Raw genomic sequence first — 26,337 nt, 5'->3', positions numbered from 1 at the left:
AATGATTACTTATTCAAAACTTGTTCCGCCTTTTTTTTGGCATCATCTAATGCTTTTTGCGGATCCTTCTTGCCTAAAAGAGCAAGGTTCACTTCAGCCCATAGCGGGTCAGACAATTGACCCCAGTTGGCAACGGCAGGAGCAAACTTAGCATATTTAAATTCTGAAGCTACGATTGGCTGTTGCTTCATCTTTTTAAATTCTTCACTTTGTTCATAAATTGCTTTTGAAGCTGGTGCTTGTCCTGATTTAGCCCACTCCATTGTGTTTCCAGCAACATATTTTAAGAAATCAGTAATACCATCTAATTTTTTTGAATCTGTAACAGTAGCAGGTACCACGAAATTGTGCCCATTTGCATAAACTGCTTGTTGTTTTGTTCCTAATTGCGGCACTGGAGCAACTCCATAGTTAATTCCGGCTTTATCCCATTGTTCCATCATCCATGGACCATTTAGATGCATCGCGTTTTTACCTTGTAAGAATAATGTTACTTCACCATCTTGTTGAACATTTTCAGGTGACACCTTTTCTTTATGAATCAAATCACGATAGAACGTTAACGCTTCAACCGCTTCTGGGCTATTGTAGTTTGGCTTACCATCCTTCATTAATTCGCCGCCATTTTGGAATAAAATAGTTGGGAAAATGAATTGGTTTGGCCAAAGAGTTGGTACTACAAAACCATATTGATTCTTACTAGAGTCTGTTAGTTTTTTAGCAGCGGCTAGGAACTCCTCACGATTTGTCGGTGCCTTTTCTGGATCTAAACCGGCCGCTTTAAATAAATCTTTATTATAGTACATAATTAATGGATGAATATCTAAAGGAATGGTATAGTGCTTACCGCCAATATCGCCGGCCTTCCAAGCAGTTTCAGCATAATCTTCTGCTTTAACGCCTGCTTTTTCGACAGTGTCAGTTAAATCCTTTAATAAATTCTTATCTGCATAATTTTTCAGCTGATCAGTATGCATAATTAATAAATCTGGAGCATTTTTTTGACCAGAAAAAGCAAGGTCAACCGTCTTATAATAGTCAGACTGGGGAACAACTTGGAAATCTACTTGATACTTAGATTGTGACTTATTGTAGTTTTCAACAATCGTCTTCATACGCGGACCATCTGCGCCAGAGAATGGCGCCCAATAAGTAATTTTCTCCCCATTTCCGCCTTCTGAAGTATCTTTGTCCTTCGCACTTGAGCATCCCGCTAAAGATCCGAGAGCTAGCGCAGCAGTTAAAGCTATACCAAGCCATTTCTTTTTCTTAGCCATTTTTATCCCCCTTATTTAGGTAAAAATTTTTGGTTACTTCTAGGATGAGGAAATATTTACAAATTATGTGTTCCTCATTAGTTAATTAAATTAATTTACTTTCTGGTATTATCATAATATTGTAAGCGCTTTTTGTCAAATACATATTTTTTAAGATTTTAATTTTGTTTTTAAAAATAAAAATGGCCTCGGTACAGTCCAAGGCCATCTGTCATTATAATGTTAATTTAATTTATCCTCTATGCTTCTTATATAATAGACTTGTGATTGGAAATCTCCCCCACGTTCAAAACTCCGTCCATTGACACCATTAAACTCTGTTGGAAGCTGCAGCCCCACAGTCATTAGTTCATCACCATAATATGTCCGCTCGCTCCCAGTCACCTGATAGTCTTTTGACTCATCTAATCCACTGAGTCGCAGCAATTGCTGTTTCTTAGGATTCGGAGTTGCTAGTACTTTATACCAGCCAACCAATGCTTCCGAATGATCTTGGCTTACCACCATCCAAGCAGTTTCGTTATTTGAAAATGGATTCAACAAGCGATAGAATTGACCATCACGAATCAACTCTCGATGCGCTTTGTAAAAAGCAACCTGCTCTTTAATTTCCTCACGTTCTTCTTCGGTCAATTTGAGTGGGTCCAATTCATATCCAAATGTTCCAAAGTAAGCAGTGTTTGCCCTTGTTTGTAATGGTGTGGACCGTAATGTCTGGTGATTCGGAACAGCCGAAACGTGAGACCCCATACTATAAACCGGATACGCAAAGGATGTGCCATACTGGATCTTCAGCCGTTCAATCGCATCTGTATCATCACTCGTCCAAGCCTGCGGGGCATAATACAACATCCCGGGGTCAAACCGTCCGCCCCCGCCTGCACACGATTCAAACAACACATGTGGGAACTCGCTTGTTAATCGCTCATAGAGATTATAAACTCCTAAAATATAACGGTGGAAAAATTCACTCTGCTGATGAACGGGTAGGTTATTCGAAAATGCCTCGGTGATGTTTCGATTCATGTCCCATTTAATATAGGCCAGCTTTGTTTGTTTAATAATCGTGGACATTTTATCATATAAATAATCCACGATTTCCTGTCTTGAAAAATCTAGGACCAGCTGATTACGTCCCAATGTATAGTGCTGACCCGGGATTCCTACTGCCCAATCTGGATGTTCTTTAAATAATTCACTATTCGGACTGATCATTTCCGGCTCAAACCAAAGCCCAAATTTCAATCCTGTCTCGGTAATTTTCTTAGCCAAACTATCCAAACCATTCGGAAGCTTATTTAAGTCTACGTGCCAATCACCAAGTGAAGAGGTATCATCATTTCGTTTTCCAAACCAGCCATCATCCAGAACAAACAACTCAATTCCTAGTTCACTTGCTGATTGTGCAATCTTTACAAGTTTTTCTTCATCGAAATCAAAGTAGGTTGCCTCCCAGTTATTAATTAGAATCGGACGCACGGCCTTCCTCCATTGACTTGGAATTAGATGCTCACGGTATAGAGCATGAAAAGCATGACTCATCCCATTTACACCTTGTTCGGAATACACCATGACCACTTCGGGGGATTGAAATGACGCTTGCGGCTCTAAATTCCACTTAAATCCGAATGGATGAATCCCAACCGTAAGTCTTGCCATATCGTAATGGTCGACTTCTACTTGCATCAAGAAATTACTGCTATAGATAAAATTAAAGCCATATACTTCGCCTGTATGCTCCGTTGCCTCAGGACGCTTTAGTGCCAAGAACGGATTATGGTGATGAGAACTGGCCCCGCGCAGACTGGAAATAGACTGAATGCCTGTTTCGAGTCTTCTTTCCTTTACATGCCGTTCCCGTGACCATGTCCCTGCTAAATGAGTAAATACAAAATCTTTATCTGGAAGGTCAAGCGATCCTCCCATGAATCGATCAATAACCAGCTCGTCTGAACCCGCATTTCTTAACGAAGCACTTCTCGTGATGACAGGTTTGTCAAGGAAAATTGTATAATTTAACTGCAATTCCGCTTGCAGGAACTCGTCTTTTAAGAGGATTTGAAGTGTACTTGCATCATGATTGTCCTCTGTATAAGTTGCTGGAAGACCTTCAAGACGAGGTTTTCCTTCTAGAATCTGATACGATTCATATGTAAAGTTTGGAATATGATTTTCTGTGGCTTTACTAACGCTGATTGCTGGTTCGCGAAAATCTGAATTTCCGTAGGCAGGGAATTCCTGACGCAACGTCTCTAATCCAAATGCTGGGTCGTCAGCATATATATGCGTAGTTGCCCCTGTTGGCACATCATACGTTTGCAAATGGGAAAAGTCTTCTCTGTGGCGTAATGCCTTACCGTAATAAAGATGGCCGAGCTGCCCATTTTTCATGACATGAAAAATATAACTTACTTGGCCATTTGTTAAATGAAACTGCCTGTCCTTTTGATTCAAATGAATAAGCATCGCTTTCTCCTTCACCATTTTGACCTCTTTTCTAATATCAAGGGAAAGAGCTGTAAACCCAGACTCTTTCCCTTGTAAGTGTTAAATATATTGATTAAATTCTATTGATCACAAATTCGAATTCCATGTCTTTGTCAGCATAAATCAGGTGTTCATCATGCACCGGTGCACCCCAGCTGTCGTCTCCGCCAACGCCCATTTGCTTGCCTGCGACCGTCACAACGGTGTAATGAACATTTGGCAACTCATAATGATGTTGAGCATTCTCGAGTTCAAAAGCTGTATATGGCGAAAAGTTGCATTCTAATGGTTCAGCCTCCGCCGATATTTTTATTCCCTGTCCCTGTTTATTTGTTACCCTAACACGACGTACTCCAGTTCGGTTGCCAGACTCTTGCGGCATCACATATCCGGACAAATTATCTGATACTTGATTTTTAAAGATGCCCAGTCTTGCACCCATCGCACGGTCTGAGTAGTTCTCTTCAGGACCCATGGCGTACCATTCTAATTGATCATAATCTGCAGGCACCTTAAAGGATACGGCAAAAATCGGCATCTGCGGAAGATGGTTTGCGCCATGATAGACCGATTTCACACGGACACTGCCATCAGCAAAAACCGTATAGCTTATTTTCACTACCACTTCTTCACTTATTGATAATTTATAAGTAAAGGCAACGGTCACCTGACCTTTGTCATTTTTAAGATCAATAGCAACACATCTTCTGGTCAGACTGGCTGCGTACCAAAGCCCCGAATGGAAACCTTGGGAGTAGCCGCGGTCATTATCTGTCGTTGCCCGCCAGAATAATGGTGCTGGCGGCAGAGCAATCATCTCTTTCCCGGCGTAATTAAGCGACACGAGACTGCCCGCCTGTTTCGAGAACAGGATCGTAAAGTCCCTGCCATGGACACCTATATTGACATCGCCTTCGACGACTCTTAACTCTCCCTGAACTGCGGCAGACTTTTCTTCCGCCTTTACCTGAAACACAAATTGTCCAAATGCAATCTCATAACCAGCATCAGCCCAGAGTGTGTTTTCCTTTAAGACCAAGGAGGTTTGAATACAATACTCCCCAGAAGCACTCGTGATATCAGCAGGCAGCTTAAATTCAGCTCTTCCTGAACATTGAGGTCCTACATTAACCTCTAGCTTGTTTCGATACAATTCCTTGCCCTCAAGATAAAGGGCGTATTCTAATTCATAATCAGTTAGATCAGCGAAAAGGCTGTCATTAATAATTAATACCCCGGTCTGATCTGGGTTTAACTTAAAGTTTTGATATAGATATTTGACTTCCTGCATCTTAGGTGAAAGTTCTCGATTGGAATAAACGATACCATTTGTACTGAAGCCGTAATCGGTTGGACGGTCTTCAAAGTCACCGCCGGTGGCAAAAAATTCATTTCCATAGCGATCCTTTTTGATAAGGGACTGGTCAATATAATCCCAAATAAAACCGCCTTGATACATTGGATACTTCTTCTCTAGATCTGTATATTTGTACATCCCGCCAAGTGAATTTCCCATGGCATGCATATACTCACAGCTAATGTATGGTTTCTCGGGATTTGCATTCAAATACTCCTCAATATCAGCCGGCTTGGCATACATGCGGCTCTCCATATCACTAGTATCATTATATTCGCGGGCATGAAATACACCTTCGTAATGAACCAAGCGGCTTGGGTCCACTCTTTTGAAATATTTAGACACGTTAAGAATGACCTCACCCGCATAAGATTCATTCCCGCACGACCATATCAGGATGGACGGATGATTTTTATCCCGTTCAACCATAGAAACAGCCCGATCCATTACAATATTCTCCCATTCCGGCTTATTCCCGGGAATGTTCCAGGACGGCTCGACTGCCCCCATCTTTTGCCATGATCCGTGCGTTTCCAGGTTCATTTCATCGATAACATAGACACCGTATTCATCACATAAATCGTACCAATAACTCTGATTCGGATAATGAGACGTCCGGACTGCATTAATGTTATTTTGTTTCAGTGTTTTAATGTCCCAGAGCATGTCTTCCTTGGTAATCGCACGGCCGGTCCGGCAATTAAATTCATGGCGATTTACGCCCTTGAATACAATCCGTTCACCATTAAGATGCATAATTTTATCGATAAGTTCAAATCTACGGAAGCCCACTTTCTGTGGAATCACTTCTACTAAATTGCCTTTTTCGTTATAAACCTGTATATAAAGCTTGTATAAATTCGGTCTTTCTGCGCTCCATAATTTTGGACCCTCAACATCCATTGCTGTTGACCATTTTCCGTCACCAGATTCAATCGTACAAGTAGATACTAGGCTGCCTTCTCGATCGTACAACTCTGTTACAATTTTTGAAGGTGAAGAGCTGCCAGACAATAGCTTGAGGTCTACTTTAAGCGTACCTTGCGTAAAAGCATCATTCAATTCCGCACGAACATCTGCATCATAGACATGAATCTCTGGTACAGTATAGAGATAGACATCACGGAAAATTCCTGAAAAACGCCAGAAATCTTGATCTTCCAGCCAGCTTCCTGTGCTTCGCTGGTAAACCTCGACCGCTAATTTATTTTCACCTTCCGTTAGAAATGGGGTAAGATCAAACTCAGCTGGCGTGAAGGAGTCCTCACTATAGCCGACAAACTTCCCGTTTAGCCAAACATAAAACGCTGATTCTACTCCCTGAAAAGAAATATACACCGGCTTATTGTTCATGTTTTCTGGTACAGTAAACATCTTCACATAACTGCCCACCGGATTATGGTTTTGTGGAATTTCTGGCGGACGAATCTCGTTTAGGCCGTCCCATGGGTACATGGTATTCACATATTGAGGTTTTCCATACCCCTGAAGCTGGATATGCCCAGGAACGGTGATGTCCCCCCAGCCAGAGCAATTAAAGTTCTCCTGGTAAAAATTCTCCGGACGATTGTTCGGATTAACGCTATAGCTAAATTTCCAATTTCCGTTTAGGTCATGGCGCAAAGCCATTGGACCTTCAAGTTTTGCTTGTTCCAGCGTTTCGTAATATATGTGATCGGAATGTGCAGGCAGTCGATTCACAGCAAACACATTCACATCCGTAAGCCAATCTAGTTTTGGAATTGTTGACATCATGATCACTCTTTTCTATTTCTATTTTTCCAAGTACCTACTATTTAACAGATCCCATCATACCGGCAACGAAATGCTTTTGCATGATAAAGAAGATTAGTGCTGCTGGTAAGGTTGCTATTACAATTGCTGTCATAATCATTCCAAAGTCAGGTGAGTAGCTTGAACCTAAGTTTGAAATTAATAGTGGGATCGTCTGGTTTTCAGGTGACTGCAATACAACCAGCGGCCATAAATAACTGTTCCAGCTTGCCATAAAGGTTATGATCGCCGCAGCTGCGTAAGTGGTTTTCATGGTAGGAACATAAATCTTAAAGAAACATCCTAATTCCGAGAGGCCATCAATTCTTCCAGCTTCAAGAATTTCTTTTGGAAACATTTTCGTGCTTTGTCTAAAGAAAAAGATCAGGTAGGCGGTTGTAACGGTCGGCAAAATGACAGCTGCGATTGTATCAATCCCAATGATCGAGAAGGATTGTGAGATGGAAGCAAACATTCTAAAGAGCGGTACCATCAAAGCCGCAAAAGGAATCATCATTGAAACTAGTAATATATTAAACACAAAATCCTTTGATTTACTTTTATAAATTTCAAATCCATATCCCGCCAAAGATGCAATCAGCATCGCAAGGATGGTTGTTAATACCGAGATTTTAGTTGAATTGATTAATGCAGGCACAAGATCAACAGTGTCCAGAAGATTGCGAAGGTTCTCCATAAAGTGACTGCCGGGAAGCATCCTTCCTTGCGTTACATCAACAGACTTGTTTGTCGAGCTTACAATCATCCATAAAAATGGAAACACAGAGACAATTGCTGCGATGGCTAGAACGGTATAACTGAATGTATTTTTTAGCTTACTCATTTTTATCACCTGCCGCTTTAAACTGAATGATCGAGAAGATAACAATCATAATTACGATTGCATAAGAGACGGTGGCTGCATACCCAAAGTCCGGAGTATATTTAAACGATAAGTTATAGATATACTGAGAAATAGTCATTGTTGCATTACCCGGACCACCCTTAGTAATATTCATGACCTCGTCAAATAACTGCAGTGTACCAATCGTTGAAGTGATTGATGTAAATAGAATAATCGGCTTCAACATTGGAATGGTTATTTTGAAAAACTGTTGAACTGGCGAAGCGCCATCGATTCTAGCTGCTTCATAGATGGACTCATCAACGTTTTGAAGAGCAGATAAATAGAAAATCATGTTGTAACCAGTCCAACGCCAAGTAATCGCCACAATAATCGCGATTTTCGCCCAAAAAGGATCGGTAAGCCATTGGATAGGTTCTGAAATGATTGCAACTTTCATTAACATCATATTAATAATTCCATCTTGTCCAAACAAATATTTAAAGATGACCGAATAGGCAACAAGTGAGGTTACACATGGTAAGAAGATGGCTGTACGAAAAAAGCCCTTAAACTTTAACGCTTTATTATTTAGTAGAACCGAAAGAAATAAAGCTAGTAAAATCATAACCGGTACTTGAATGATTAGATAAATGACTGTATTTTTTACCGTGGTTAGGAATGTTGGGTCTTTAAATAACCGCGTATAATTATCGATACCTGTAAAGGTTAGATTTGCACCAACACCTGTTTGAAAGGATAAAATAAGAGCCTGAATCATTGGGTAGAAGTAAAATAAAAGAATCATTACGGCAGCGATAATAACAAATGACCAGCCAATGATATTATTTTTCAGCCGAGTTTTGCGGCCGCCGGAATTTGATTTTGGAAGGGCTTGAGTGTGGTTTTCTTTCGCTGTTATCAATTCTAGTCAACTCCTTACATTGTGAGTTCAAGAAAAGAAAACGCCTCAGAAAGTCGCCTGATGGATCAGTTAGCTCTAATACATGAAAGGCAGAGCCGGCGAAATTCTAAGGCATAATCTCTTTAAAAGTAGATTGTTACTTTCTAGCTTGTTGTGTTATTTAATTTGTTCTTCTGCTTGCTTTTGAGCATCCTCTAATACTTTATCTAGATCTTTACCTTTAAGGTAATCTTGCATTCCAACAGCTAAAATGTCTTCAATGGCATATGTGTGCATACCATAGTTAACTTGAGGAATTTTCTCTGTCCAAGCAGCAAAGTCAGAAACTACTTTTTGTCCTCCGAAGAAATCATCCGCAGCTTTATAAGCTTCGCCTTCAGCAGCTGGCTTGTAAGTACCAATAGCTCCCATTTCTTTATTTAATGTCTGATAAAAATCAGCATTAGATCCAAATGTTTTTCCTAAGAAGTCCGCAGCCTTTTCTTTACCATCGATGTTTAACACGTACCAAGAGCTTCCGCCTAAGTTAGAAGCGTTCACGGAAGTTGCAATTCCAGATTGCTTTGGCATCGGAAGAACTGCCCATTTGCCGGCTTGTGATGCTTCAGCCTTGATGGATGGAGTAATCCAGTTACCAGTTGGAACAGTTGCCACGTCACCGCTGTTAAATCCTGCAACAAATTGACCCCAGTCAGAAACCGGTTTTACTAAATCTGCGTCTAAAATCGCTTTATATGTTTGGAATGCTTCCTTTAAAGCTGCGTTTCCTGCTAAGTCAGGTGTAACGCCGTCGTTCTTTAAGTACCAAGAACCGCTTGTTTGAATCATCATACGAATAAGACCAAGGTCTTTTGGATCCTGTGTAAGCATTGCTTTCCCAGTTGCTTCTTTAACCTTCTTACCTACTTCAATGTATTTATTCCAGTCCATGTTTTGTAAATCTGCGACTTTGTATCCCGCTTTTTCCAAATAGTCAGTTCTTACATATAGTCCCGTTACACCTGTATCAAATGGAAGGCCATAATTTTTGCCATCCAAGCTGGTAGGGGCAATTTTATACTGTGCGAAATCATCCGCTTTAAAAGAACCCGTTAACTCATGGAACATATCTGGATACGCTTTAAGGAAGCTTTGCGCCCGATAATCTTCAATTAATACAATATTCGGTAATCCCTTTGTAGTCCCCGAACTTAAGCTGGTATTCAACTTTTGAATAATGTCATCTTGCGCATGTTCAATTACTTTAATGTTTACATCTGGATTCTCAGACTTATAAGCGTCTTTTGCTATATTCATTGCTTTAATGTTGAAATTTGGATCCCATGCCCAAACCGTTACTTCATTTGTATCTTTGCCTTTGTCGGAAGTCTCTTTATTTGATCCCGAAGAACAAGCAGTTAGCATCAATATACTAACTAAAAAGAGTGCTAGTACTTTTTTCATTGATATTCCCCCAACATCCTATTTTATGTAAGCGTTATCTCACTTACAAATATAATGTTATCACCTAAAAGGACTGAATCGTTAGGACGATATTTTTATTGGATGGTAATATCTTTGTAACATGAACACGCTTCCATTTAATTCATTTGGATTATTTTTAGATTTTATGACTATTTTTACTTTATGGAAATCGGAAGCTCCAGTCGTACCTTTGTCCCTTCACCTAATTCGCTGGATATCGTGACCCCATACTGTTCCCCGTAAATAAGTTGGATCCGCTCATGAACATTCCGGACGCCAATTCCGGAAAACATTTGTTGTTTGCGCTTCGTATTAGGGAGTTTATTTTCAGAAGAAACCTCCATACCATCTCCATTATCAACAACTTCACAGATTAATACATTTTCCTCCTGCCAGACAAGAACATTGATGTACCCGCCAGGCTTATGATTGAAGCCGTGGAAGAATGAATTTTCCAAAAAAGGCTGCAAAATCAGCTTGGGCACATGATACTCTATACAATCTGGCGCGATAAAATAGTTCACTTTAATCCGATTGCCGTACCGTTTTTGATTAATTAGGACATAATTTTTTAAATTATCAACTTCTTGTCCAATCGTATTTGTCTCACTGACATTGCCAATTGTATTTTGAAGCAAAGAGATCAATGCATTAATGGTCGCTTCGGTTTCTTCTTTACTACCCTGCTGCACCATAAATTTTATGGAAGTCAGCGTATTGTACAAAAAATGTGGATTGATTTGCTGTTGAAGTGCTGCTAATTCCGCATTACGCTTCTGCTTTTGAGATTCTACCAGCTGGTCGACATACTGATGGAGCTCATCCAGCATGGAATTAAAGGCATTGCCAATTTTCATGGTTTCATAGGTGCCGCTTGCAGAGACATATTGATGGAAATTATGTTTTGAGGCATCTTCAATCTGCTTCACCAGACTTGATAATGAATTGGTCAATCTCCTTGTGGCGAGCAGGACAATGATTAATGCCGCAAAGACAATTCCCATCGAAATGAGCACAATAGCTTTTTTATCAATTAGGTCTCCGACTGCTTTTTGCTTGTCAATGATATTAAACAAGTACATATCAAAAGAAGGAAGGTACTCCATTGAGATAATTTGATCCTTTCCCATAAAGGAATCAATAATATAACGGTCTGAGCTCTTTTCAATTTTAGTTGCATAGCTCAGAAAGCCCTTTGGTGCTTGTCCAATGAGCTTTGACAGATTGCTCGACACAATGACACCCTGCTTGTCTACAACAAACACATTATTGCCGGGGCCTGTATAGCTTGTGAAGAACCTTCTAAATTCACGTTCATCAAACGCAAAAAACATTGAACCATAAACCGTACCGTTGATTCGCTCCATTAGCACCTTTGATGCAACAATGAACTGGCGATTCGTTCCATCCTTCCGCATGTCCAATTGGTAGATCAGCTTCTTCGGCTGCTTAAACGTATTACTAGTAAGGACACTAGTCCTTAACTCTTCATCCGTAATTGGCCAGTACGTACGATCCGTTGCAAAGCTGAACCCGTTTCTGCCCATAACAAAAATGCTTTCCTCATAAGCATCTAAATTGGTTTCGATCCGCTTTAACTGTTGACCTGTATTAAAATAGGCATTTAACTTCTCTTTATTGCTGAATTCCTCCGACATCAGAACTTTTTTAATTGTAGTGCTTTGAAGGAGATTGTTCGATGCAAGAACGACTGAATAATTAAAGGATTCGAAGCTCTCCTTTACCTGATTCATTACTTTTGAGTTCGTCACGCTAAACTTTTTAATAAAAAATTGCTCCGACATCCGAATGGTTGTCCATGTAATCGTGATCGAAACTGTGATAATCATCAAAACTGTAATGAAAAACATAACGATAAATAAACCGTTATGTTTAAAACGTTCGGGAATCAATCTCATAATTCACCATCTCTTATCTTAGTTTTTGCTGTCTTTTGTATTGGCTTGGAGACAATCCCTTGATTTTCTTAAAAACTTTACAGAAATAGCTATGATCCGAGTAACCTACCATTCCACTAATTTCGGAGATCGATTCGGTTCCCTCCATAAGCAGCTTCGTCGCTTCCTCAATCCGGATTCGATTTAGATATTCGATAAATCCTTCCCTGCTATGTGTTGAAAAATAGTTAGAAAGGTATGATGGATTAAAATGAAAATGCTTTGCCACGCCTGTTAAGGTAAGCGGCTCGGCATAGTGTTCTCCAATATACTCCATTAATTTTTTCATATTGATATCCTCCGGCTCGCTTTGCACCGAAAAAATGCATTTTTTCGCTTCTTCAATAAAATGATTCAATAATTCAACTGTAGCCGTTGCTGAAGGCGCTTCATCAATCGATCGAAAATAGGAATACTTCGCATTTTCCAGATCTGATACATCATATTTCATATTACTTAGGAGAATGGTAATGTTGAAAATAATGTTGCCAAAGAAAGCTTTATATTCAAGGACGTCCATCGTATAACAAGAAGACATGACTTGGATATGTTCTTGTAAATACTGAAAGGCTGAGTCAAAATGTTTTCGCTTTAACTCCTCGGTAAACCAATCCAAATTAAATTTTTCAGGTTTAGAAGGCAGGTTAGGGAGATCCTGCACCATTAACAATGGTTGATTGAAAAAATAAAAGCGATAATCTAACAATTTTATAAGACTTTCCTTGTACATGTTCCCTACTAATGAAAGGTCGGTAAACGCCTCCGTCAAAACAAGACTAATTCCCGGAATGTTTTGATCAAGTTGGCGGGCCATTTTAATGACCTCGGGAAAATTCTCTATATTCATATTCATTAAGTATCCAATGATGTTTTCTTCCAAACTTAAGGGCTCGAGAACAGCTTGGCTTTTGTTATGCTGAAATGCCTCTTCGATTTCCCTCTTGATACTAGTTTTGAATTCTGTACTTTTTTTAGATTGATGGCGGTTTCTTAAATCTACTCCGATTAAACAAAAGTGGCTAAACGGAAAAGCCTGAGATACTAAAGCTGGATTATAATTTACTTCATATCCTGAAATAAGTTTATCGATAATCTGCCCAATCGGGAGATTTCCTGTTAATCTTTGGTCCATTTTTTGAAAGGCAGGAATTCGATTAGCGGCCGTTTTCAGTGCCTTTAAAAGGCCTTCTGCGTTAAGCTTCGGCTTTAATATATAATCAACAACACCGCTTTGAAAGGTGGAACGGACATAATCGAATTCGCCAAAACTGCTTAAAATAATGATTTCTTTATGAGGATATCTTTCCTTCACAATTCTGGTTAATTCCTCCCCATCCATGATGGGCATCACGATATCTGTAATGATAATATGCGGATCGGTAGCTTCGATTAATTCAAGGGCCTCTTGACCGTTTGAAGCCTCGCCAACAATCATAAAACCCTCTTGTTCCCAATTGATATAGTGCTTAATCCCTTGTCTGATTAACATTTCATCGTCTACAATAAGTGTTCGGCATAGTTCCCCGACTGTCAACGGAATCCCCCCAGAAGATGACCTGTACAATTCGATTTCAATATTTTAATTATACTATAAACAAACTCAATCCCTTTTCATAAAAATTGAACCAATTAGTTGCACTTTAATTAAACGTTTGATTAGTTTACAACAAAAAAAGATAGCCTAAACGGCTACCCAATTTACTCTACAAACTGAATATTCACTTCAGATTTGCTATTCAATTCCAGATCTTTCGGAATTCGCAAATAGAGAATGCTTTGACCCTCATAAAAACTAGATTGATGTTGAAATAACGAAGGCTCACCCGTAAATTGGGTAACCGGAAAGATCTGATTAAAGATGGAGAAATTAAGTTTAGCTTTCTTTGAATTGTGTAAAGTTAATAGATCCCCTGCTAATGTCAGACGGATTGGGTTTATCACCTTACTGATATCCATGTCATTTACACTTGATCTCGTTCTATAGTACACAGCTTCAATCTTATCATCATTCGTTTTCTTTCTTTCTACAAAAATCTGTGTCGCGAAAAACTCTTCGGTTCCAACTGATAGATTAAGTTTTGGCTCACGATACTCGAAATCCCATTTTTTCTCTATGGAGTTTCTACCGATGGTATTAATTTTTCCTGCAGCAGCTGCATCGAATAAAGTCGCCCCTTCTTTTTCTATAGCGTCGATAGGTGCTTTTTTTAAATCAGTCATATCTTTTCCGTTGATAAACGGAACCACAATTGTACAGATGAGTAATAGTGATATATATCCTCCAAAAATCCTTCGGGCCCAAGAGCTGGAAACAGATTTCCCCTTGTTATTGACTGTCCTCCTTATACCTTTGGCTGTGAAGATGGAGATAATAACGAGAATAAATAAAATGGGTAATAGACTCCCTATGTTCATCATGGTTATTGTTTAACCTCCAATCGGGTTGACAATACAAGGGCACTGGCAAAGACCAGCGTGCAACTAATAATGATTTTGGTCATAAATAATAGGATAGAAGATTCTGTAAAGATAAATCCGAAGAAGTTGCTCACGATCCTTGTATTCCCGCTAACCCCGCCAAGAAACAGGGCACCGAAAAATAACGCCGGCACTAGGACAACGAATACTTTATGAATCTGGACAAGCGTTCCGATCAAATATCCGAGCGCACAAAATAGGAAAATATAAAGGCTTGTTGTGCAGATGCCTAATATAAATTCATTAAGTGAACCCGCTGGACTTGTACTAGCAACCATAAGTTGACGATCAAAGATATACATTATCACCTTCAGTAAATTGGGTGACAGCATGGCTGTCAGACCGCCAATGATGCTTGCTGTCAGCAAAAACAGTATATTAGAAAGGTTATGGCTTAGTCGGTTAGTGACAAAGGTGAAGTCATCATTCCGATATGCTTTTGTCGTAATGATGATCGCTATGATAAACCCCCATAGCATGGTGAAGAAAGCCACCAAATCAGCCGAATAATAATGAACCTCCACCTCAAGTGTTTCACTGCTTGATCCCGACATGCCCACGCCGTTTAGTGAAAAAAGGATTGCCAGCAGTTGGAGAAAAACAAGGTTCCAAAACACCTGAACATAGGCTTTCAGTTTATAGGAATATTGTTTTTTCACAATAGAAGTTAGACTAACCGTGGTTAAAGACATCATCAATTCCCCCTTCGGTTTTACTAGTTAGATAGACACACAAGTCACTAGCAGAAACTGGTGAAAGCTCAATCCCAGCGATACGAGCCCTCTGCACTTCTTGCTCAGAAAACTGATTCCTCACGACAACATACGATTGGTCAAGACCGATGGACCTTATGTGAATGATTTCTTTATCTACTGTCCATTCATTGATGATAGCTGTCTTTCCTTGCATTCCAATCGACCACTCCTTAAAGTCTTCTGACGGGAGATGAAGATGCTCTTTTCCTTCTTTAATTAAAAGGATATCTTCAAGTAAATCCTCAACTTCATTTAAATGATGGCTTGAAATAATAATAGAGCGTGGATAGGAGATATAATCTTTGAGCATAGCACGGTAAAAATCATGTCTGACTCCTGCATCCATCCCCGTGGTCGGTTCATCAAAAAGTGTTAATGGGCACCGGGCAGACAATCCTAAGATGCTATTGAAGGTACTTTTCATTCCCTTTGAGAGGTCTTGATAATAGTGTGATGGGTTAAAAGAGAAATAGTCAAAAAGACGATTAGCTAACTCTGAATTCCAATTTTCATAAAAGTTTGCCGCGACAACTAGGATTTCCTTAAGATTTAATGCTGCAGGCAGATTCATTTGGTCATGAATAAAGATAATGTTGGCCGAAACCATTAGATTATTAAATGGCTTTTCGGAGAACACCTTTATCTCGCCTGATGTCTCCTTTAGATGACCTGCAATGATTTTTAGCAGTGTTGTTTTCCCTGATCCATTTCTTCCAATTAGACCGGTAATTTTATTTTCTTCGATACTAAATGACAGGTTATTTAATGCCTTATTTCTTCCGTACTTTTTGGTTAATCCATTGCACGTGATGACACTCATTTCTCTTCCCCCCCTAAGTCTGCCGCTTTAATCATTTCAATTAATTCTCCTTTACTTACGCTTAATCGTTCCGCTTCAAGAACAATTTCCTGAACTAACTTTCTTAACGTTTCATTCTTCCGTTTGGTCAGGATCATTTCTTTGGCAGCGCTGGTTACAAACATGCCCAAACCGCGTTTTTTATAAAGGATATTTTCATCCGCTAATATGTTGAGCCCTTTTGCCGCGGTCGCTGGATTAATATTAAAGATTTCTGCCAGTTGGTATTGAGAGTATATCTTCTGATCACTTTCAAAATTACCATTCAGAATCTCACGCTCAAGCCACTCCGATATCTGTAGATAAATCGGCTTGGTCCCATCCAAATTAAGATTCAAGCTATCACTCCTCTCCCAACATAGTGCATTAGTGTTGTAATGTAGTATATAATAATTGGAAATAAAAAACAATGGGCTAATTACCAATATTTTCATTTAGTGTAATCACTTAGTGTAATCATTTGGTGTCATCATTTGGTGTCATCATTTGGTGTCATCATTTGGTGTCATCATTTGGTGTCATCATTTGGTGTCATCATTTGGTGTCAGGCACCATAAAAAGACATTTGTCAATGAGTGGTGCCTGACACCCTTTTCTGTTACTATTTTTGATAGTATTATATTTTCAGATTGTACGATTTGAGTAGAGGATTGAGGGAAACTGTGTATGTTACGGAATAAGAATGTTTGGATTTTGTTAACAGGGGAATTTATTGCGGGTCTTGGTTTGTGGCTCGGTGTGATTGGTAATTTGGAATTTATGCAAGAGAAGCTCCCATCAGACTTCTTAAAATCGCTTCTTCTTGCTGCAGGCTTGCTTGCCGGGGTTGCGTTTGGCCCCTATGCAGGCAGACTTACCGACCAAGTAAGTAAGAAAACGGTTATGCTTCTGGCAGGATTTGTAAGGTCTGTCAGTGTTGTCTTCATGTTAATTGCGATTGCAACAGGTTCGATCTGGTGGATGGTTGTGTTTCTTGTCTTGCTGCAAATTTCTGCAGCATTTTATTTTCCAGCACTACAAGCAGCCCTGCCACTTATCGTGTCCGAAAAGGATTTGCTTCAACTAAATGGTATTCATATGAATGTTTCAACACTTTCCCGTATTATCGGCACAGCGGTAGCTGGAATTTTGTTGGTTATTCTGCCTTTATCGATGCTTTATGTTGGTTCTCTCGTAGCGTATATAGGTTTATTTATCCTAACTTGGTTCTTAAATATTGATGAATCAAAGGATCTTCTGATAGCAAAGAATAGTCGCACTGAAAAAACAAGCTTTAAAGACGTTTTTCCAATTATTAAGGGTCTGCCAATTGTCTTGATGACGCTTATCATGACTCTCATCCCGGTCCTCTTTCTTGGTGGATTTAACCTTGTGGTTATTAACATTAGTGAACTTCAAGACAGTTCAGCCATAAAAGGCTGGATTTACACAACAGAGGGAATCTCTTTTATGCTTGGCGCTTTTCTCATTAAGTTGATTAGTGGCCGGATATCCCCCTACATCATCTTATTTGCTTGTTCGTTTTTGATTGGGGGTTCCCAGCTGCTTCTCTATTTAGCTGATGTACCGGTATTATCTGTCGTGGCTTTTGCCTTTTTTGGATTTTCTGTCGGCTGTTTTTTCCCGACAGCTGCGACCATTTTTCAAACAAAGATACCAAAAGAGTTCCATGGCCGCTTTTTTTCATTTAGAAACATGCTAGACCGTGTTACCTTTCAGATTGTCCTGCTCATTAGCGGCTTTCTCCTAGACCTAATCGGCCTACAGCTTATGTGCGTACTGTTCGGCGGCATATCTATAATCATGACCACACTCTTTTATACCAGGCATAAATACCTTCAATCCCGCCCAGTCAAACAAAACACATAACAACAAACAGGCAACATCCGACATATTGGATGTTGCCTGCTTTATAGCTAAACGTCCTCCCTAAGAGGACAAATGTCCACGCGTGGTGCCTGACACCACTAATGACTCCACTTATATCAGCCGTTTAAAAATGGGTGGTGGAATAGATGGGCTTTAGTTCTTTTTCGGGTTCTATGTATGCTTTCGCGCTATTGACGGCGGTGGGGCCTTCGGAGAATCCGCCCGCTATCAGGTGTAGTTTGTTTTGGTAGTTTGCGACGTCTCCAGCTGCAAAGATTCCCTCGATATTGGTTTGCATCCTACTGTCCACCTTGATGTTTCCGTATTCGAATTCTAATCCCCATCCCTTGATAGGGCCTAGGTCAATACAGAAGCCGTGATTGACGAGAACTTCGTCCACGTCAATGGTCTTAGTGTCGTTTGTTTCAATATCCTTAACGGTCACACCCTCAATCCGTCCATCTGCCCCATGTAAAGCATCCAAAACATGCGGTGTCAAGATGGTCGCAGTTGATTTCCGCAAGTTACTGATGTTTCGCTCAAGTCCAGAAAACTCATGCCTTCGATGCACCACGGTAATATGACGTGCAATCGGGAGCAGCTCGTTCGCCCAATCAACAGCCGAATTACCACCACCAGAAATAAGCACATGTTTATCTTTGTAGTCATTGAGCTTTTCGACTGCATAACGCAGGTTACGTCCTTCATATTGATCAGCATGTTCTACGTCAAGTTTGGCACTTTTTAATGTACCGAATCCAGTCGCTAAGATAATAGACCTGGTATGGTGTTTCTCGCCATTGTGACTTGTTAAGAGGAACGTCCCATCTGCTAACCTTTCTAACCCGACTACTTGTTGATTTAAAACAATTGTCGGATCAAAGGTTTGCGCCTGTTCTACTAGCTGTTTAATTAAGCTTTCTCCTGAAACAGCCGGTATCCCGCCAATATCGCGGATCACCTTTTCTGGATAGAAGTAGGAAACCTTCCCCCCTAAGTATGGCAGAAACTCAATTATTTTTGTTTCCATCTCTCTCATTCCACAATAAAAAGCGGTAAATAAGCCAACTGGGCCACCACCGATAATGGTAACATCGTATAATTTCATTTCATCCCCCATCCCATCTATCCCATTTCACTAGAAATTCATGATTTTTCGATTGTCTAACTCCGGCACTTTTTCAATTAAATCATAGCAAAGACAGACTGGTTTCTTCGTCCGTGGATCTTTAACAATTTCAGCATCGATTTGAAAGACCGTTTTTAATACATCAGGTGTCATGACTTCGTCTGCGGTTCCCTCTTTGATAATTGTTCCCTTACTTAATGCAACCATATGATGGGAAAACCGTGACGCATGGTTCAAATCGTGAATGACCATTACAATTGTCCGGCTTTGTTCCTTATTTAATTTTTCTAGCAGCTGTAAAATCTCTAACTGGTGCGCCATATCAAGGTAAGTGGTTGGCTCATCAAGCAGCAAGAGATCCGTTTCTTGGGCAATGGCCATGGCGATCCAAGCGCGCTGCCGCTGGCCGCCGGAAAGGGCATCAACTGGATGGTCAGCAAATTGACCAAGTCCGGTAACCTCTAGCGCCCATTCAATCACCTGTCTGTCGTTATCTGTTAGTCTGCCAAACCCACTTTGATGTGGGGAACGTCCAAATGAAATCAATTCATAGACTGTTAATCCATTGGGTGCCTCGGGGCTTTGCGGAAGAACAGCCATTTTCCTAGCGATTTCTTTTGTTGGGACCTTGTGAATCATCTTTCCATCTAAATAGACGATTCCAGATTTGGCTGCATGGACACGGGCTAATGTTTTTAATATGGTAGATTTCCCACAGCCATTGGCGCCAATTATCGTGGTAATCTCTCCTTTTTTTATGTGTAAATTCAAGTTTTCAACGATTATCTTGTCTCCATAACCAATCTGAAGATTCTCGGTAGAAAGTGAAACCACAATCCGTTCCCCCTTTTTTTATTTGGCTTTCATAAGTAAGAAAATAAAATATGGTGCACTAAATATTGCCACTACAATTCCAACCGGTATTTGGGTTGGGGCAAGCAGGTTTTTGCCTATGGTATCAGCCAATAAAAGCACAAACGACCCTAAAACGGCAGTAAGCGGCAAAAATAACTGGTGCTTTGGCCCAATTAATCGTTTCGCAATATGCGGAGCAACTAAGCCTAGAAAAGCAATTCCTCCCCCAGCCGCGACACTAAATCCTGCTAGCGCCACTGCTGCTAGAAGCAAGATTCTTCTTTCTTTTTCTACATGAATGCCTAAGCCCGTCGCGACCTGGTCACCTAAATTCATAATATTAAGGATGTGTGCTTTGTATAAAGCAAAAGGAATAAGCAGCAAAATTAACGGAGCGAGAATGGCGACAAATTTCCAATTCGTTCCCCAAATATCACCAGAAAGCCAGACAGCTGCCTGCATGAAGTCTTGTGGATTCATTTTGAGCTGAAAAATTACAATGGCAGCACCAAATCCTGAATTCACACCAATTCCGACTAAAATTAACCGAACGGGATCAATTCCCTTTTTCCATGCCAATACGTAAATTAGAAAAGCCGCAAGTACCGCTCCTACTAATGCGAACAATGGCATTAAGAAAATGCCGAGTGTGCTCACACTGTTCATAGAGCCTTGAAAAAAGTAGATAAATAAGATGACCATGAATCCGGCTCCTGTATTTATCCCTAATATTCCAGGATCCGCCAGTTCATTTTTGGTCACACCTTGTAAAATAGCGCCAGAGACTGCTAGTCCTGCACCAATTAATAGAGCCAAAACCATTCTAGGCAACCTAAAGTCAATTAAAACGAGTTGGTCACGGGCCGTTCCCTGCCCCATTAATGTCTTGAAAACATCGATGGGTGCAATCCGTACGACTCCAAGGTTTAAACTTATGATAAAAGTGATAATAGTTAAGATAAATAAAAGACTAATTAGGACGATAAATTTTTTCTGTTTTGCTTTCGATTGATTCATTACAGCCCTCTCCTTTCCCCACGAGCCAGGTATAAAAAGAAAGGAACACCGATGATTGCCGTTACAGCTCCTACAGGTGTTTCAAACGGGGCATTCACCATTCTTGCTGCAATATCAGCAAGAACGAGTAACAATCCTCCAAGTACAGCGGAAATTGGAATAATCCAACGGTAATCTGAACCTATAATGAATCGGGTAATGTGTGGAATCACCAGTCCGATAAAACCTATAGCACCGGCTATCGATACAGCAGCACCGGTTAGTATTAATACAACAATCACACCGAGTGATTTTACTAAAAGTGTATTTTGTCCAAGCCCTTTAGAAACTTCTTCTCCTAGGCTTAGGATGGTGATTGACTTTGAAATATAAAGGGCGAGTAATATTCCAAATCCTCCTGTGATCAATAGAATCTTAACGGATTCCCAAGTAACCGTTGTTAATCCTCCTGCATACCAAAAGCTCATGTCCTTTGCCACTTGTGTATGGAGAGCAATGGCGCTTGAGAATGCACTTAGCATCGAACCCACTGCCACCCCGGCCAGGGCGAGTTTTACTGGGGTCAATCCTCCCTTTGAAAAAGCTCCAATCGTAAAAACGAGGATTACGCCAAGACCTGCCCCTACAAAGGATGAAAAGGTCAACCCCATCATTGTCGCGGTTGGAATAAAGGCAAGGGTGATGACCAATGCAAAAGCTGCCCCATCTGTCACACCCATGATGGAAGGAGAGGCGAGAGGATTACGTGTTAAACCTTGCATTACCGCACCCGAAACAGCAAGGAATGCCCCAACTAATACAGCACCGATCGCTCTTGGCATCCGAATTTCTTGAATAATTTGATGTGTGGTCATCTCAGGATTAAAATGGGAGACAGCCTCCCAAACAGTAGCCATTTTTATATCCGCTGCACCGTAAGCAATAGATAATCCCATTGAAATTAGGATTAGTATCATTCCGGCGATTAATACGAAGGTCCCTTTAATGGATGTTCTTAAACTTTTATGATGAAGAGCTAACGAATCGCCTTCGTGCTGCTTTGCTTTTCCAGTCAAAAACTAACACCTCTATCTGATAAAAAACGAAAAATTGGGTATATTATTAAATCGGTAATAAAAATAGCAAAAGAATTGATAATCATTATCATTAAGTATAGAGAGTAACCACTTATTTTTCAATACGTTTACAGTATAAAAGCAACTCCCAGATTTATCCTTCAAACATTTTTCACAAATTTACCTATATTAAAGAGGTTTGTTGATTGACACTTCAAATGAAAATGATTATCATTACCATTATAATAGGTATTCACGATCATAGGAGGTTTATTCATGCTTAAAAAGCGCTTTTATTTATCTTTTACGCTATTACTGATGTTAATTTTGGTAAGTGCTTGCAGTAATTCTGATAATACAAAAACAGAAAAGACTACAGAAAAGGGAAATGCAGAGGTGACATTAACGGATGCGAAGGGTGAAGTGACAATCCCTGCTAATCCAAAACGAATCATCGCTCCTTATTTAGAGGATTCACTCGTGGCATTAGGGGTAAGACCTGCTGCACAATGGTCAATAGGTGATACGGTCTTAGATTATTTACAGCCAGAGTTAAAGGAAGTGCCCAAAATCGGCTGGGATCTCCCTCTAGAACAAGTAATCAACTACAACCCAGATTTAATTATCTTCAGTTCTCCAAATGCCATTCAAAAAGGACAATATGAAGAGTATAAAAAAATCGCTCCTACCTACGTTTATAAGGACGAAGTATATGCTGATTGGCGTAAACAACTGACCCAAATGGGTGAAATCTTAAGTAAACAGAAAGAAGCAAAAGAGGCTTTAGCCAATTACGATACGAAAGTAGCAGATGCGAAAACAAAAGTTCATGATGCTATTGGCGATGAATCAGCAGCTATTCTTTGGGTTATGGCCGATAAGTTTTATTTAATGGAAAACAATCGTTTCAGTGCCAATGTCCTTTATGGGGATTTAGGCATTAAACAACCTGCATTCGTTGAAAGTCTTGGCGGAGCTGCTATCCAGTGGGATCCAATTGCTCTGGAAAAATTACCAGAAATCAAAGCAGACCACATCTTCCTTCTCAGCAAAAAAGGCGAAGCTGGGTTAGATATTTTAGCAAAAAGCTCCATCTGGAACGGCCTTGATGCCGTAAAAAATGGACATGTATATGAAATGAATGACCCTAGCAACTGGACTATCAACGGTCTAAAAGCAAGTGAAAAAACAATTGATGAAGTAGTAAATGCCCTTAAAAAGTAATAGTCAAAATGCCAGAAAGGCGTCATCCAATGTTAGGATGACGCCTTTTACCTATTATCAATCCTCCAATATATTAAGCTTCATCAATGACAACGGAACGAAAATCCAAATCCAAAGCAGCTGAAATTTAACCCTGAGTATTTCAGCGGGTGTCAGGCACCACAAAAATACAAACGTCCACACTTGGTGGACGTTTGTGAATTGGGCCAATGCATCTTAGGAAACACGCTTTAAATGTTTAAATTGCCCTTTGGATAGTACTGATTTTTCGAGCCGGTGAGCCATGATTCCTGCTAAGACTGCTAAAAGGATGTCCTTTGGCAGAGGCACTACCATCCATAACCAGGCCATTTTGTAAGTAAATCCTTCTGGTGCAGCTGCCCAAAGCTTGTAGGCAAAATACATCCAATTTGTACCGAAGAGGTAGTTCACAGCCATTCCGATTAGGGACGCAATAATAAAGGCTGGCACAGTTTTCTTCTTTTCAACGATTTTACCAATAATAAACGCTGTGAAAATATACGATAAAATAAAGCCGAAGGTGGGACTGAAAAATGTGGAAGGTCCTGCACCAAATCTAGAAAAAACAGGAACGCCCACAAGTCCTACTAGCATATAAACAATCATAGCTATTGATCCTAAGCGGCTCCCCAAAATTGCACCTGCTAAAATAGCAAAGAAAGTTTGCAGTGTAATTGGAACTCCGCCCACCACCATAAAGGGTACCAAAGAGGTGATGTTAGCCCCTATTGCCATAAGCGCCACAAACATTCCCACTAGCGTTAAATCCAACGTCTTAATTTACGATTCATACTCCCACCCCAATAAATTGTTATAACTTTAAAATAAAGGGTGACGCACTATATTGTCAACTATTTTTAATTTAAGGTTAACAATAAAAAGTGTCAGGCACCAAAGAGGCTCCCTATCCTCTCCACACGGACAAAATGTTAGATTTGTCCACGCATGGTGCCTGACACCCACTTCCAACACTTATTTACTTCGTTGTAATATCCTTCAGGATGGCGTAGCCATTGTTTACTTTTAGGTTTGCTAGTATTTCTCCTTTTGCTGAGGCTTTTTCCCATTCTGTGCCTGTGTTGTCCTCAAGGTAGTAGTTATCCAAACCGTATCGGATAATGGCAATTTCTTGGCCTTGGTTGTCTTTATCGATATAGCTGATCGTTCCATTGAGGAATTCTCCCTTATTCGGTTTAGTAAGGGTGACTTTAATAGGTGTGTGGACCCCATTCTTTTTCTTCATTAGAACGTATACCTCAAACTCTCCACCACGGTCCTGCAATCTTGTGAGCACTGGTTGTTCCAACAATTTTATCGGCACCTCTTCTGCTTCATACCTTAGAGTCACATAATCGCCTCTAAATACATCAGATGGATCCAATGGTTTCGTTTGAAGAATCATTTCTTCGCCCGTTAACAGGGTATAAAGGGGCTTGACGCACATGCCTAATAGAATGAGCACAGGCACGCAACAAGCTAATACTAACTGTTTTGCCCGCTTATTCATGCACATTCACCCCTTTTTTCCTTTGTTTTTCAAAATAAAAGCCGAAACCTAGCAACAGGATTCCTCCAATGATAAAGACAAACGATTTTGGTAAAAACTCAAGGGATAAATCAAGGTAAAAACGGAAAATCATTACGCAAAGTATAATGATACTGAGCAGGCTTCCTCTATTGATTAAATACAATACATAAATCAGGTAGAGGATAGAAAAAGGAATATACAGCCAATCGAGCGGCCAGCTATCTTCAAAAGATAACAACAGTGCGGCCGCACCATGGACGAGGTATCCTAATACAACGTAAGTATCTTTAACTTTCCCTTTCGAAAGGACAAGTGCGACTCCAATGATCAAATAGATTAGACCGTACACGTAGGCAAAATCATCATAATTATCATACGGATTGATAAAGTAACTAATAATCGTGCCGATAAGTGCCAGCGAAAGTAAGCCATTGACAAAACCAGTCAACTTTGAAAAACCTATTTTTTCATTAAGTATATATATTGCAGCAATCCACAGCAGTGTCCAATAAGGAATATTTATACCTTGAAGATATTGCCCATCAAGCATGTATTTGAGGACGAAAAGGGAAGATGCTAGAAGAATCCATTTATCCCGCAGTACCCAAGACAATGGCAAGATCCCCAGCGACCACCATAAAAAGGCATTTTGAGAATTGGTTCCGAGATGAAACATTTGCTCGACAAGAAAAATCCCCGCACCAAATACCAGACAGCCTAAATAATAAAGGCTCCTTGACGTCTTTGGAAAGTTCTTCTCCATTTTATACCCCGTAAGATTACAGGCTGCAAACAAAACGATGATTAAAAGAAGTTTCACCGTTCTTCCTATTTCATCCCAATTGCTTGCGATAAAACTGAGCACACCAGCTCCAATTAAAACCGTTCCAACATACAAAAGTGTTTTCGTAAATGAAAGTTTTTGAACCTCGTAAATTTCTTCTATCTCATGGGCCATGCTTGCTGGCAGAATCTCTGAATCTTCTAGGTACTTAAGCTCACGCTTTAAAAAATTCAACTCATTTTGTTTTATAATACGCTTCGTCAACCATCCCACCCCTTTTCGTATCTACTTTTTATAATTGCTCCCTACAGCTATTTCCAAACAATTTCTATACAATTAAGTTTATTCGACAAGTAGTATTTATATCCTTTTAAAAAATAGTGCTCGACTTGTGACACAAGAAAGTCCTTGTTTATTGGTGAATCAATAAGGCATTGCTATAATTCCTATCGTTCGATAATAAACAGACCGGATTAAATTTACAGTATGGTTGTTCTTTATAAAATCTAGTAAAGTTCTTTATATAGTTTAAATATTTACATTTATGTAAAATTCCTTATGAATCGCCAAAAAAAGTATCTCCAAAAACTTATAAGATACGACAACATTAGACAGGATATTAAATCATTATAAAGAGGGATTTTGTCATAATAGTATTATGCGATAGTTCACTTATAC

At 39.9% G+C, this 26,337-nt stretch carries 21 protein-coding genes; 2 read left to right on the top strand and 19 right to left on the bottom strand.

Features of this window, described 5'->3' with window-relative positions; translation table 11 throughout:
* Nucleotides 1-5: 5 nt before the first annotated feature.
* The 12 genes from M3610_RS18790 to M3610_RS18735 all read right to left on the bottom strand — a co-directional run bounded on the left by M3610_RS18790 (nt 6) and on the right by M3610_RS18735 (nt 16,515).
* Complete coding sequence (locus M3610_RS18790; RefSeq protein WP_251461356.1) at nt 6-1,277, bottom strand: ABC transporter substrate-binding protein; 1,272 nt, start codon at nt 1,275-1,277, stop codon at nt 6-8.
* 222 nt (nt 1,278-1,499) lie between these two features.
* A complete protein-coding gene (locus tag M3610_RS18785; RefSeq protein WP_251461418.1) occupies nt 1,500-3,743 on the bottom strand; it encodes an alpha-galactosidase in 2,244 nt (747 codons plus the stop codon).
* A gap of 94 nt (nt 3,744-3,837) precedes the next feature.
* Nucleotides 3,838-6,873 carry a beta-galactosidase, LacZ type gene (gene lacZ, locus M3610_RS18780; RefSeq protein WP_396953659.1) on the bottom strand — a complete coding sequence of 1,012 codons (3,036 nt, stop codon included), beginning with the start codon at nt 6,871-6,873 and terminating at the stop codon, nt 3,838-3,840.
* A gap of 40 nt (nt 6,874-6,913) precedes the next feature.
* A complete protein-coding gene (locus M3610_RS18775; RefSeq protein ID WP_251461352.1) occupies nt 6,914-7,738 on the bottom strand; it encodes a carbohydrate ABC transporter permease in 825 nt (274 codons plus the stop codon).
* Entirely contained in the window at nt 7,731-8,594 is an 864-nt protein-coding gene (locus tag M3610_RS18770; protein WP_285851361.1) for a carbohydrate ABC transporter permease, read from the bottom strand. Before M3610_RS18770 ends, M3610_RS18775 begins: the two co-directional genes overlap by 8 nt.
* A 225-nt stretch (nt 8,595-8,819) precedes the next feature.
* Nucleotides 8,820-10,106 (bottom strand): ABC transporter substrate-binding protein, encoded by a 1,287-nt coding sequence (locus tag M3610_RS18765; RefSeq protein ID WP_098570997.1) that lies wholly within the window; start codon nt 10,104-10,106, stop codon nt 8,820-8,822.
* Nucleotides 10,107-10,282: 176 nt separating this feature from the next.
* On the bottom strand, nt 10,283-12,046 hold the full coding sequence (locus M3610_RS18760; RefSeq protein WP_251461350.1) for a sensor histidine kinase: 1,764 nt from the start codon (nt 12,044-12,046) through the stop codon (nt 10,283-10,285).
* Nucleotides 12,047-12,059: 13 nt separating this feature from the next.
* Nucleotides 12,060-13,619, bottom strand: coding sequence for a response regulator transcription factor (locus M3610_RS18755; protein ID WP_285851353.1), 1,560 nt, complete (start codon nt 13,617-13,619; stop codon nt 12,060-12,062).
* Nucleotides 13,620-13,783: 164 nt separating this feature from the next.
* On the bottom strand, nt 13,784-14,503 hold the full coding sequence (locus M3610_RS18750; protein ID WP_251461348.1) for a hypothetical protein: 720 nt from the start codon (nt 14,501-14,503) through the stop codon (nt 13,784-13,786).
* 2 nt (nt 14,504-14,505) lie between these two features.
* On the bottom strand, nt 14,506-15,258 hold the full coding sequence (locus M3610_RS18745) for a hypothetical protein (RefSeq protein ID WP_180229931.1): 753 nt from the start codon (nt 15,256-15,258) through the stop codon (nt 14,506-14,508).
* Nucleotides 15,236-16,138 (bottom strand): ATP-binding cassette domain-containing protein, encoded by a 903-nt coding sequence (locus M3610_RS18740; protein WP_251461346.1) that lies wholly within the window; start codon nt 16,136-16,138, stop codon nt 15,236-15,238. Before M3610_RS18740 ends, M3610_RS18745 begins: the two co-directional genes overlap by 23 nt.
* On the bottom strand, nt 16,135-16,515 hold the full coding sequence (locus M3610_RS18735) for a GntR family transcriptional regulator (RefSeq protein WP_251461344.1): 381 nt from the start codon (nt 16,513-16,515) through the stop codon (nt 16,135-16,137). Before M3610_RS18735 ends, M3610_RS18740 begins: the two co-directional genes overlap by 4 nt.
* 328 nt (nt 16,516-16,843) lie before the next feature.
* On the opposite strand from M3610_RS18735, the gene M3610_RS18730 reads away from it, so the two are divergent.
* The gene (locus tag M3610_RS18730; protein WP_251461336.1) at nt 16,844-18,046 is read left to right on the top strand and encodes an MFS transporter; all 1,203 of its coding nucleotides are present in this window, start codon (nt 16,844-16,846) and stop codon (nt 18,044-18,046) included.
* 124 nt (nt 18,047-18,170) lie between these two features.
* On the opposite strand, the gene M3610_RS18725 is transcribed toward M3610_RS18730, so the two are convergent.
* The 4 genes from M3610_RS18725 to M3610_RS18710 are packed head-to-tail and all read right to left on the bottom strand — an operon-like array spanning nt 18,171 to nt 22,003.
* On the bottom strand, nt 18,171-19,166 hold the full coding sequence (locus M3610_RS18725; RefSeq protein WP_251461334.1) for an NAD(P)/FAD-dependent oxidoreductase: 996 nt from the start codon (nt 19,164-19,166) through the stop codon (nt 18,171-18,173).
* 18 nt (nt 19,167-19,184) lie between these two features.
* Nucleotides 19,185-20,009: an ABC transporter ATP-binding protein gene (locus M3610_RS18720; RefSeq protein WP_251461332.1), complete on the bottom strand. Its 825-nt coding sequence runs from the start codon at nt 20,007-20,009 to the stop codon at nt 19,185-19,187.
* 18 nt (nt 20,010-20,027) lie between these two features.
* A complete protein-coding gene (locus M3610_RS18715) occupies nt 20,028-21,047 on the bottom strand; it encodes a FecCD family ABC transporter permease (RefSeq protein WP_251461330.1) in 1,020 nt (339 codons plus the stop codon).
* Nucleotides 21,047-22,003 carry a FecCD family ABC transporter permease gene (locus M3610_RS18710; protein WP_251461414.1) on the bottom strand — a complete coding sequence of 319 codons (957 nt, stop codon included), beginning with the start codon at nt 22,001-22,003 and terminating at the stop codon, nt 21,047-21,049. The genes M3610_RS18715 and M3610_RS18710 overlap by 1 nt, the downstream gene beginning before the upstream one ends.
* Nucleotides 22,004-22,378: 375 nt before the next feature.
* Between M3610_RS18710 and M3610_RS18705 the strand changes: the two genes are divergently transcribed.
* Nucleotides 22,379-23,326 carry an iron-hydroxamate ABC transporter substrate-binding protein gene (locus M3610_RS18705; protein ID WP_098571008.1) on the top strand — a complete coding sequence of 316 codons (948 nt, stop codon included), beginning with the start codon at nt 22,379-22,381 and terminating at the stop codon, nt 23,324-23,326.
* A gap of 216 nt (nt 23,327-23,542) precedes the next feature.
* Here M3610_RS18705 and M3610_RS18700 read toward each other — a convergent pair whose 3' ends face one another.
* The 3 genes from M3610_RS18700 to M3610_RS18690 all read right to left on the bottom strand — a co-directional run bounded on the left by M3610_RS18700 (nt 23,543) and on the right by M3610_RS18690 (nt 25,923).
* Complete coding sequence (locus tag M3610_RS18700; protein ID WP_251461411.1) at nt 23,543-24,097, bottom strand: biotin transporter BioY; 555 nt, start codon at nt 24,095-24,097, stop codon at nt 23,543-23,545.
* A 226-nt stretch (nt 24,098-24,323) separates the two neighbouring features.
* A complete protein-coding gene (locus tag M3610_RS18695) occupies nt 24,324-24,854 on the bottom strand; it encodes a GDYXXLXY domain-containing protein (RefSeq protein ID WP_251461328.1) in 531 nt (176 codons plus the stop codon).
* The gene (locus tag M3610_RS18690; RefSeq protein WP_098571011.1) at nt 24,847-25,923 is read right to left on the bottom strand and encodes a DUF2157 domain-containing protein; all 1,077 of its coding nucleotides are present in this window, start codon (nt 25,921-25,923) and stop codon (nt 24,847-24,849) included. Before M3610_RS18690 ends, M3610_RS18695 begins: the two co-directional genes overlap by 8 nt.
* Nucleotides 25,924-26,337: the final 414 nt, after the last annotated feature.

The organism is Neobacillus sp. MER 74 (assembly GCF_023714155.1).
The sequence above is the reverse complement of the archived record's forward strand: the minus strand, read 5'-3'. Positions and strand labels throughout refer to the sequence as shown.

Bases quoted from the DNA above. Each gene is read 5' to 3' on its own strand.
- M3610_RS18790 (WP_251461356.1), bottom strand. From the start codon at position 1,277: ATGGCTAAGAAAAAGAAATGGCTTGGTATAGCTTTAACTGCTGCGCTA.
- M3610_RS18785 (WP_251461418.1), bottom strand. From the start codon at position 3,743: ATGCTTATTCATTTGAATCAAAAGGACAGGCAGTTTCATTTAACAAAT.
- lacZ (WP_396953659.1), bottom strand. From the start codon at position 6,873: ATGTCAACAATTCCAAAACTAGATTGGCTTACGGATGTGAATGTGTTT.
- M3610_RS18775 (WP_251461352.1), bottom strand. From the start codon at position 7,738: ATGAGTAAGCTAAAAAATACATTCAGTTATACCGTTCTAGCCATCGCA.
- M3610_RS18765 (WP_098570997.1), bottom strand. From the start codon at position 10,106: ATGAAAAAAGTACTAGCACTCTTTTTAGTTAGTATATTGATGCTAACT.
- M3610_RS18760 (WP_251461350.1), bottom strand. From the start codon at position 12,046: ATGAGATTGATTCCCGAACGTTTTAAACATAACGGTTTATTTATCGTT.
- M3610_RS18750 (WP_251461348.1), bottom strand. From the start codon at position 14,503: ATGATGAACATAGGGAGTCTATTACCCATTTTATTTATTCTCGTTATT.
- M3610_RS18745 (WP_180229931.1), bottom strand. From the start codon at position 15,258: ATGATGTCTTTAACCACGGTTAGTCTAACTTCTATTGTGAAAAAACAA.
- M3610_RS18740 (WP_251461346.1), bottom strand. From the start codon at position 16,138: ATGAGTGTCATCACGTGCAATGGATTAACCAAAAAGTACGGAAGAAAT.
- M3610_RS18730 (WP_251461336.1), top strand. From the start codon at position 16,844: ATGTTACGGAATAAGAATGTTTGGATTTTGTTAACAGGGGAATTTATT.
- M3610_RS18725 (WP_251461334.1), bottom strand. From the start codon at position 19,166: ATGGGGGATGAAATGAAATTATACGATGTTACCATTATCGGTGGTGGC.
- M3610_RS18715 (WP_251461330.1), bottom strand. From the start codon at position 21,047: ATGAATCAATCGAAAGCAAAACAGAAAAAATTTATCGTCCTAATTAGT.
- M3610_RS18710 (WP_251461414.1), bottom strand. From the start codon at position 22,003: ATGATACTAATCCTAATTTCAATGGGATTATCTATTGCTTACGGTGCA.
- M3610_RS18705 (WP_098571008.1), top strand. From the start codon at position 22,379: ATGCTTAAAAAGCGCTTTTATTTATCTTTTACGCTATTACTGATGTTA.
- M3610_RS18700 (WP_251461411.1), bottom strand. From the start codon at position 24,097: ATGTTTGTGGCGCTTATGGCAATAGGGGCTAACATCACCTCTTTGGTA.
- M3610_RS18695 (WP_251461328.1), bottom strand. From the start codon at position 24,854: ATGAATAAGCGGGCAAAACAGTTAGTATTAGCTTGTTGCGTGCCTGTG.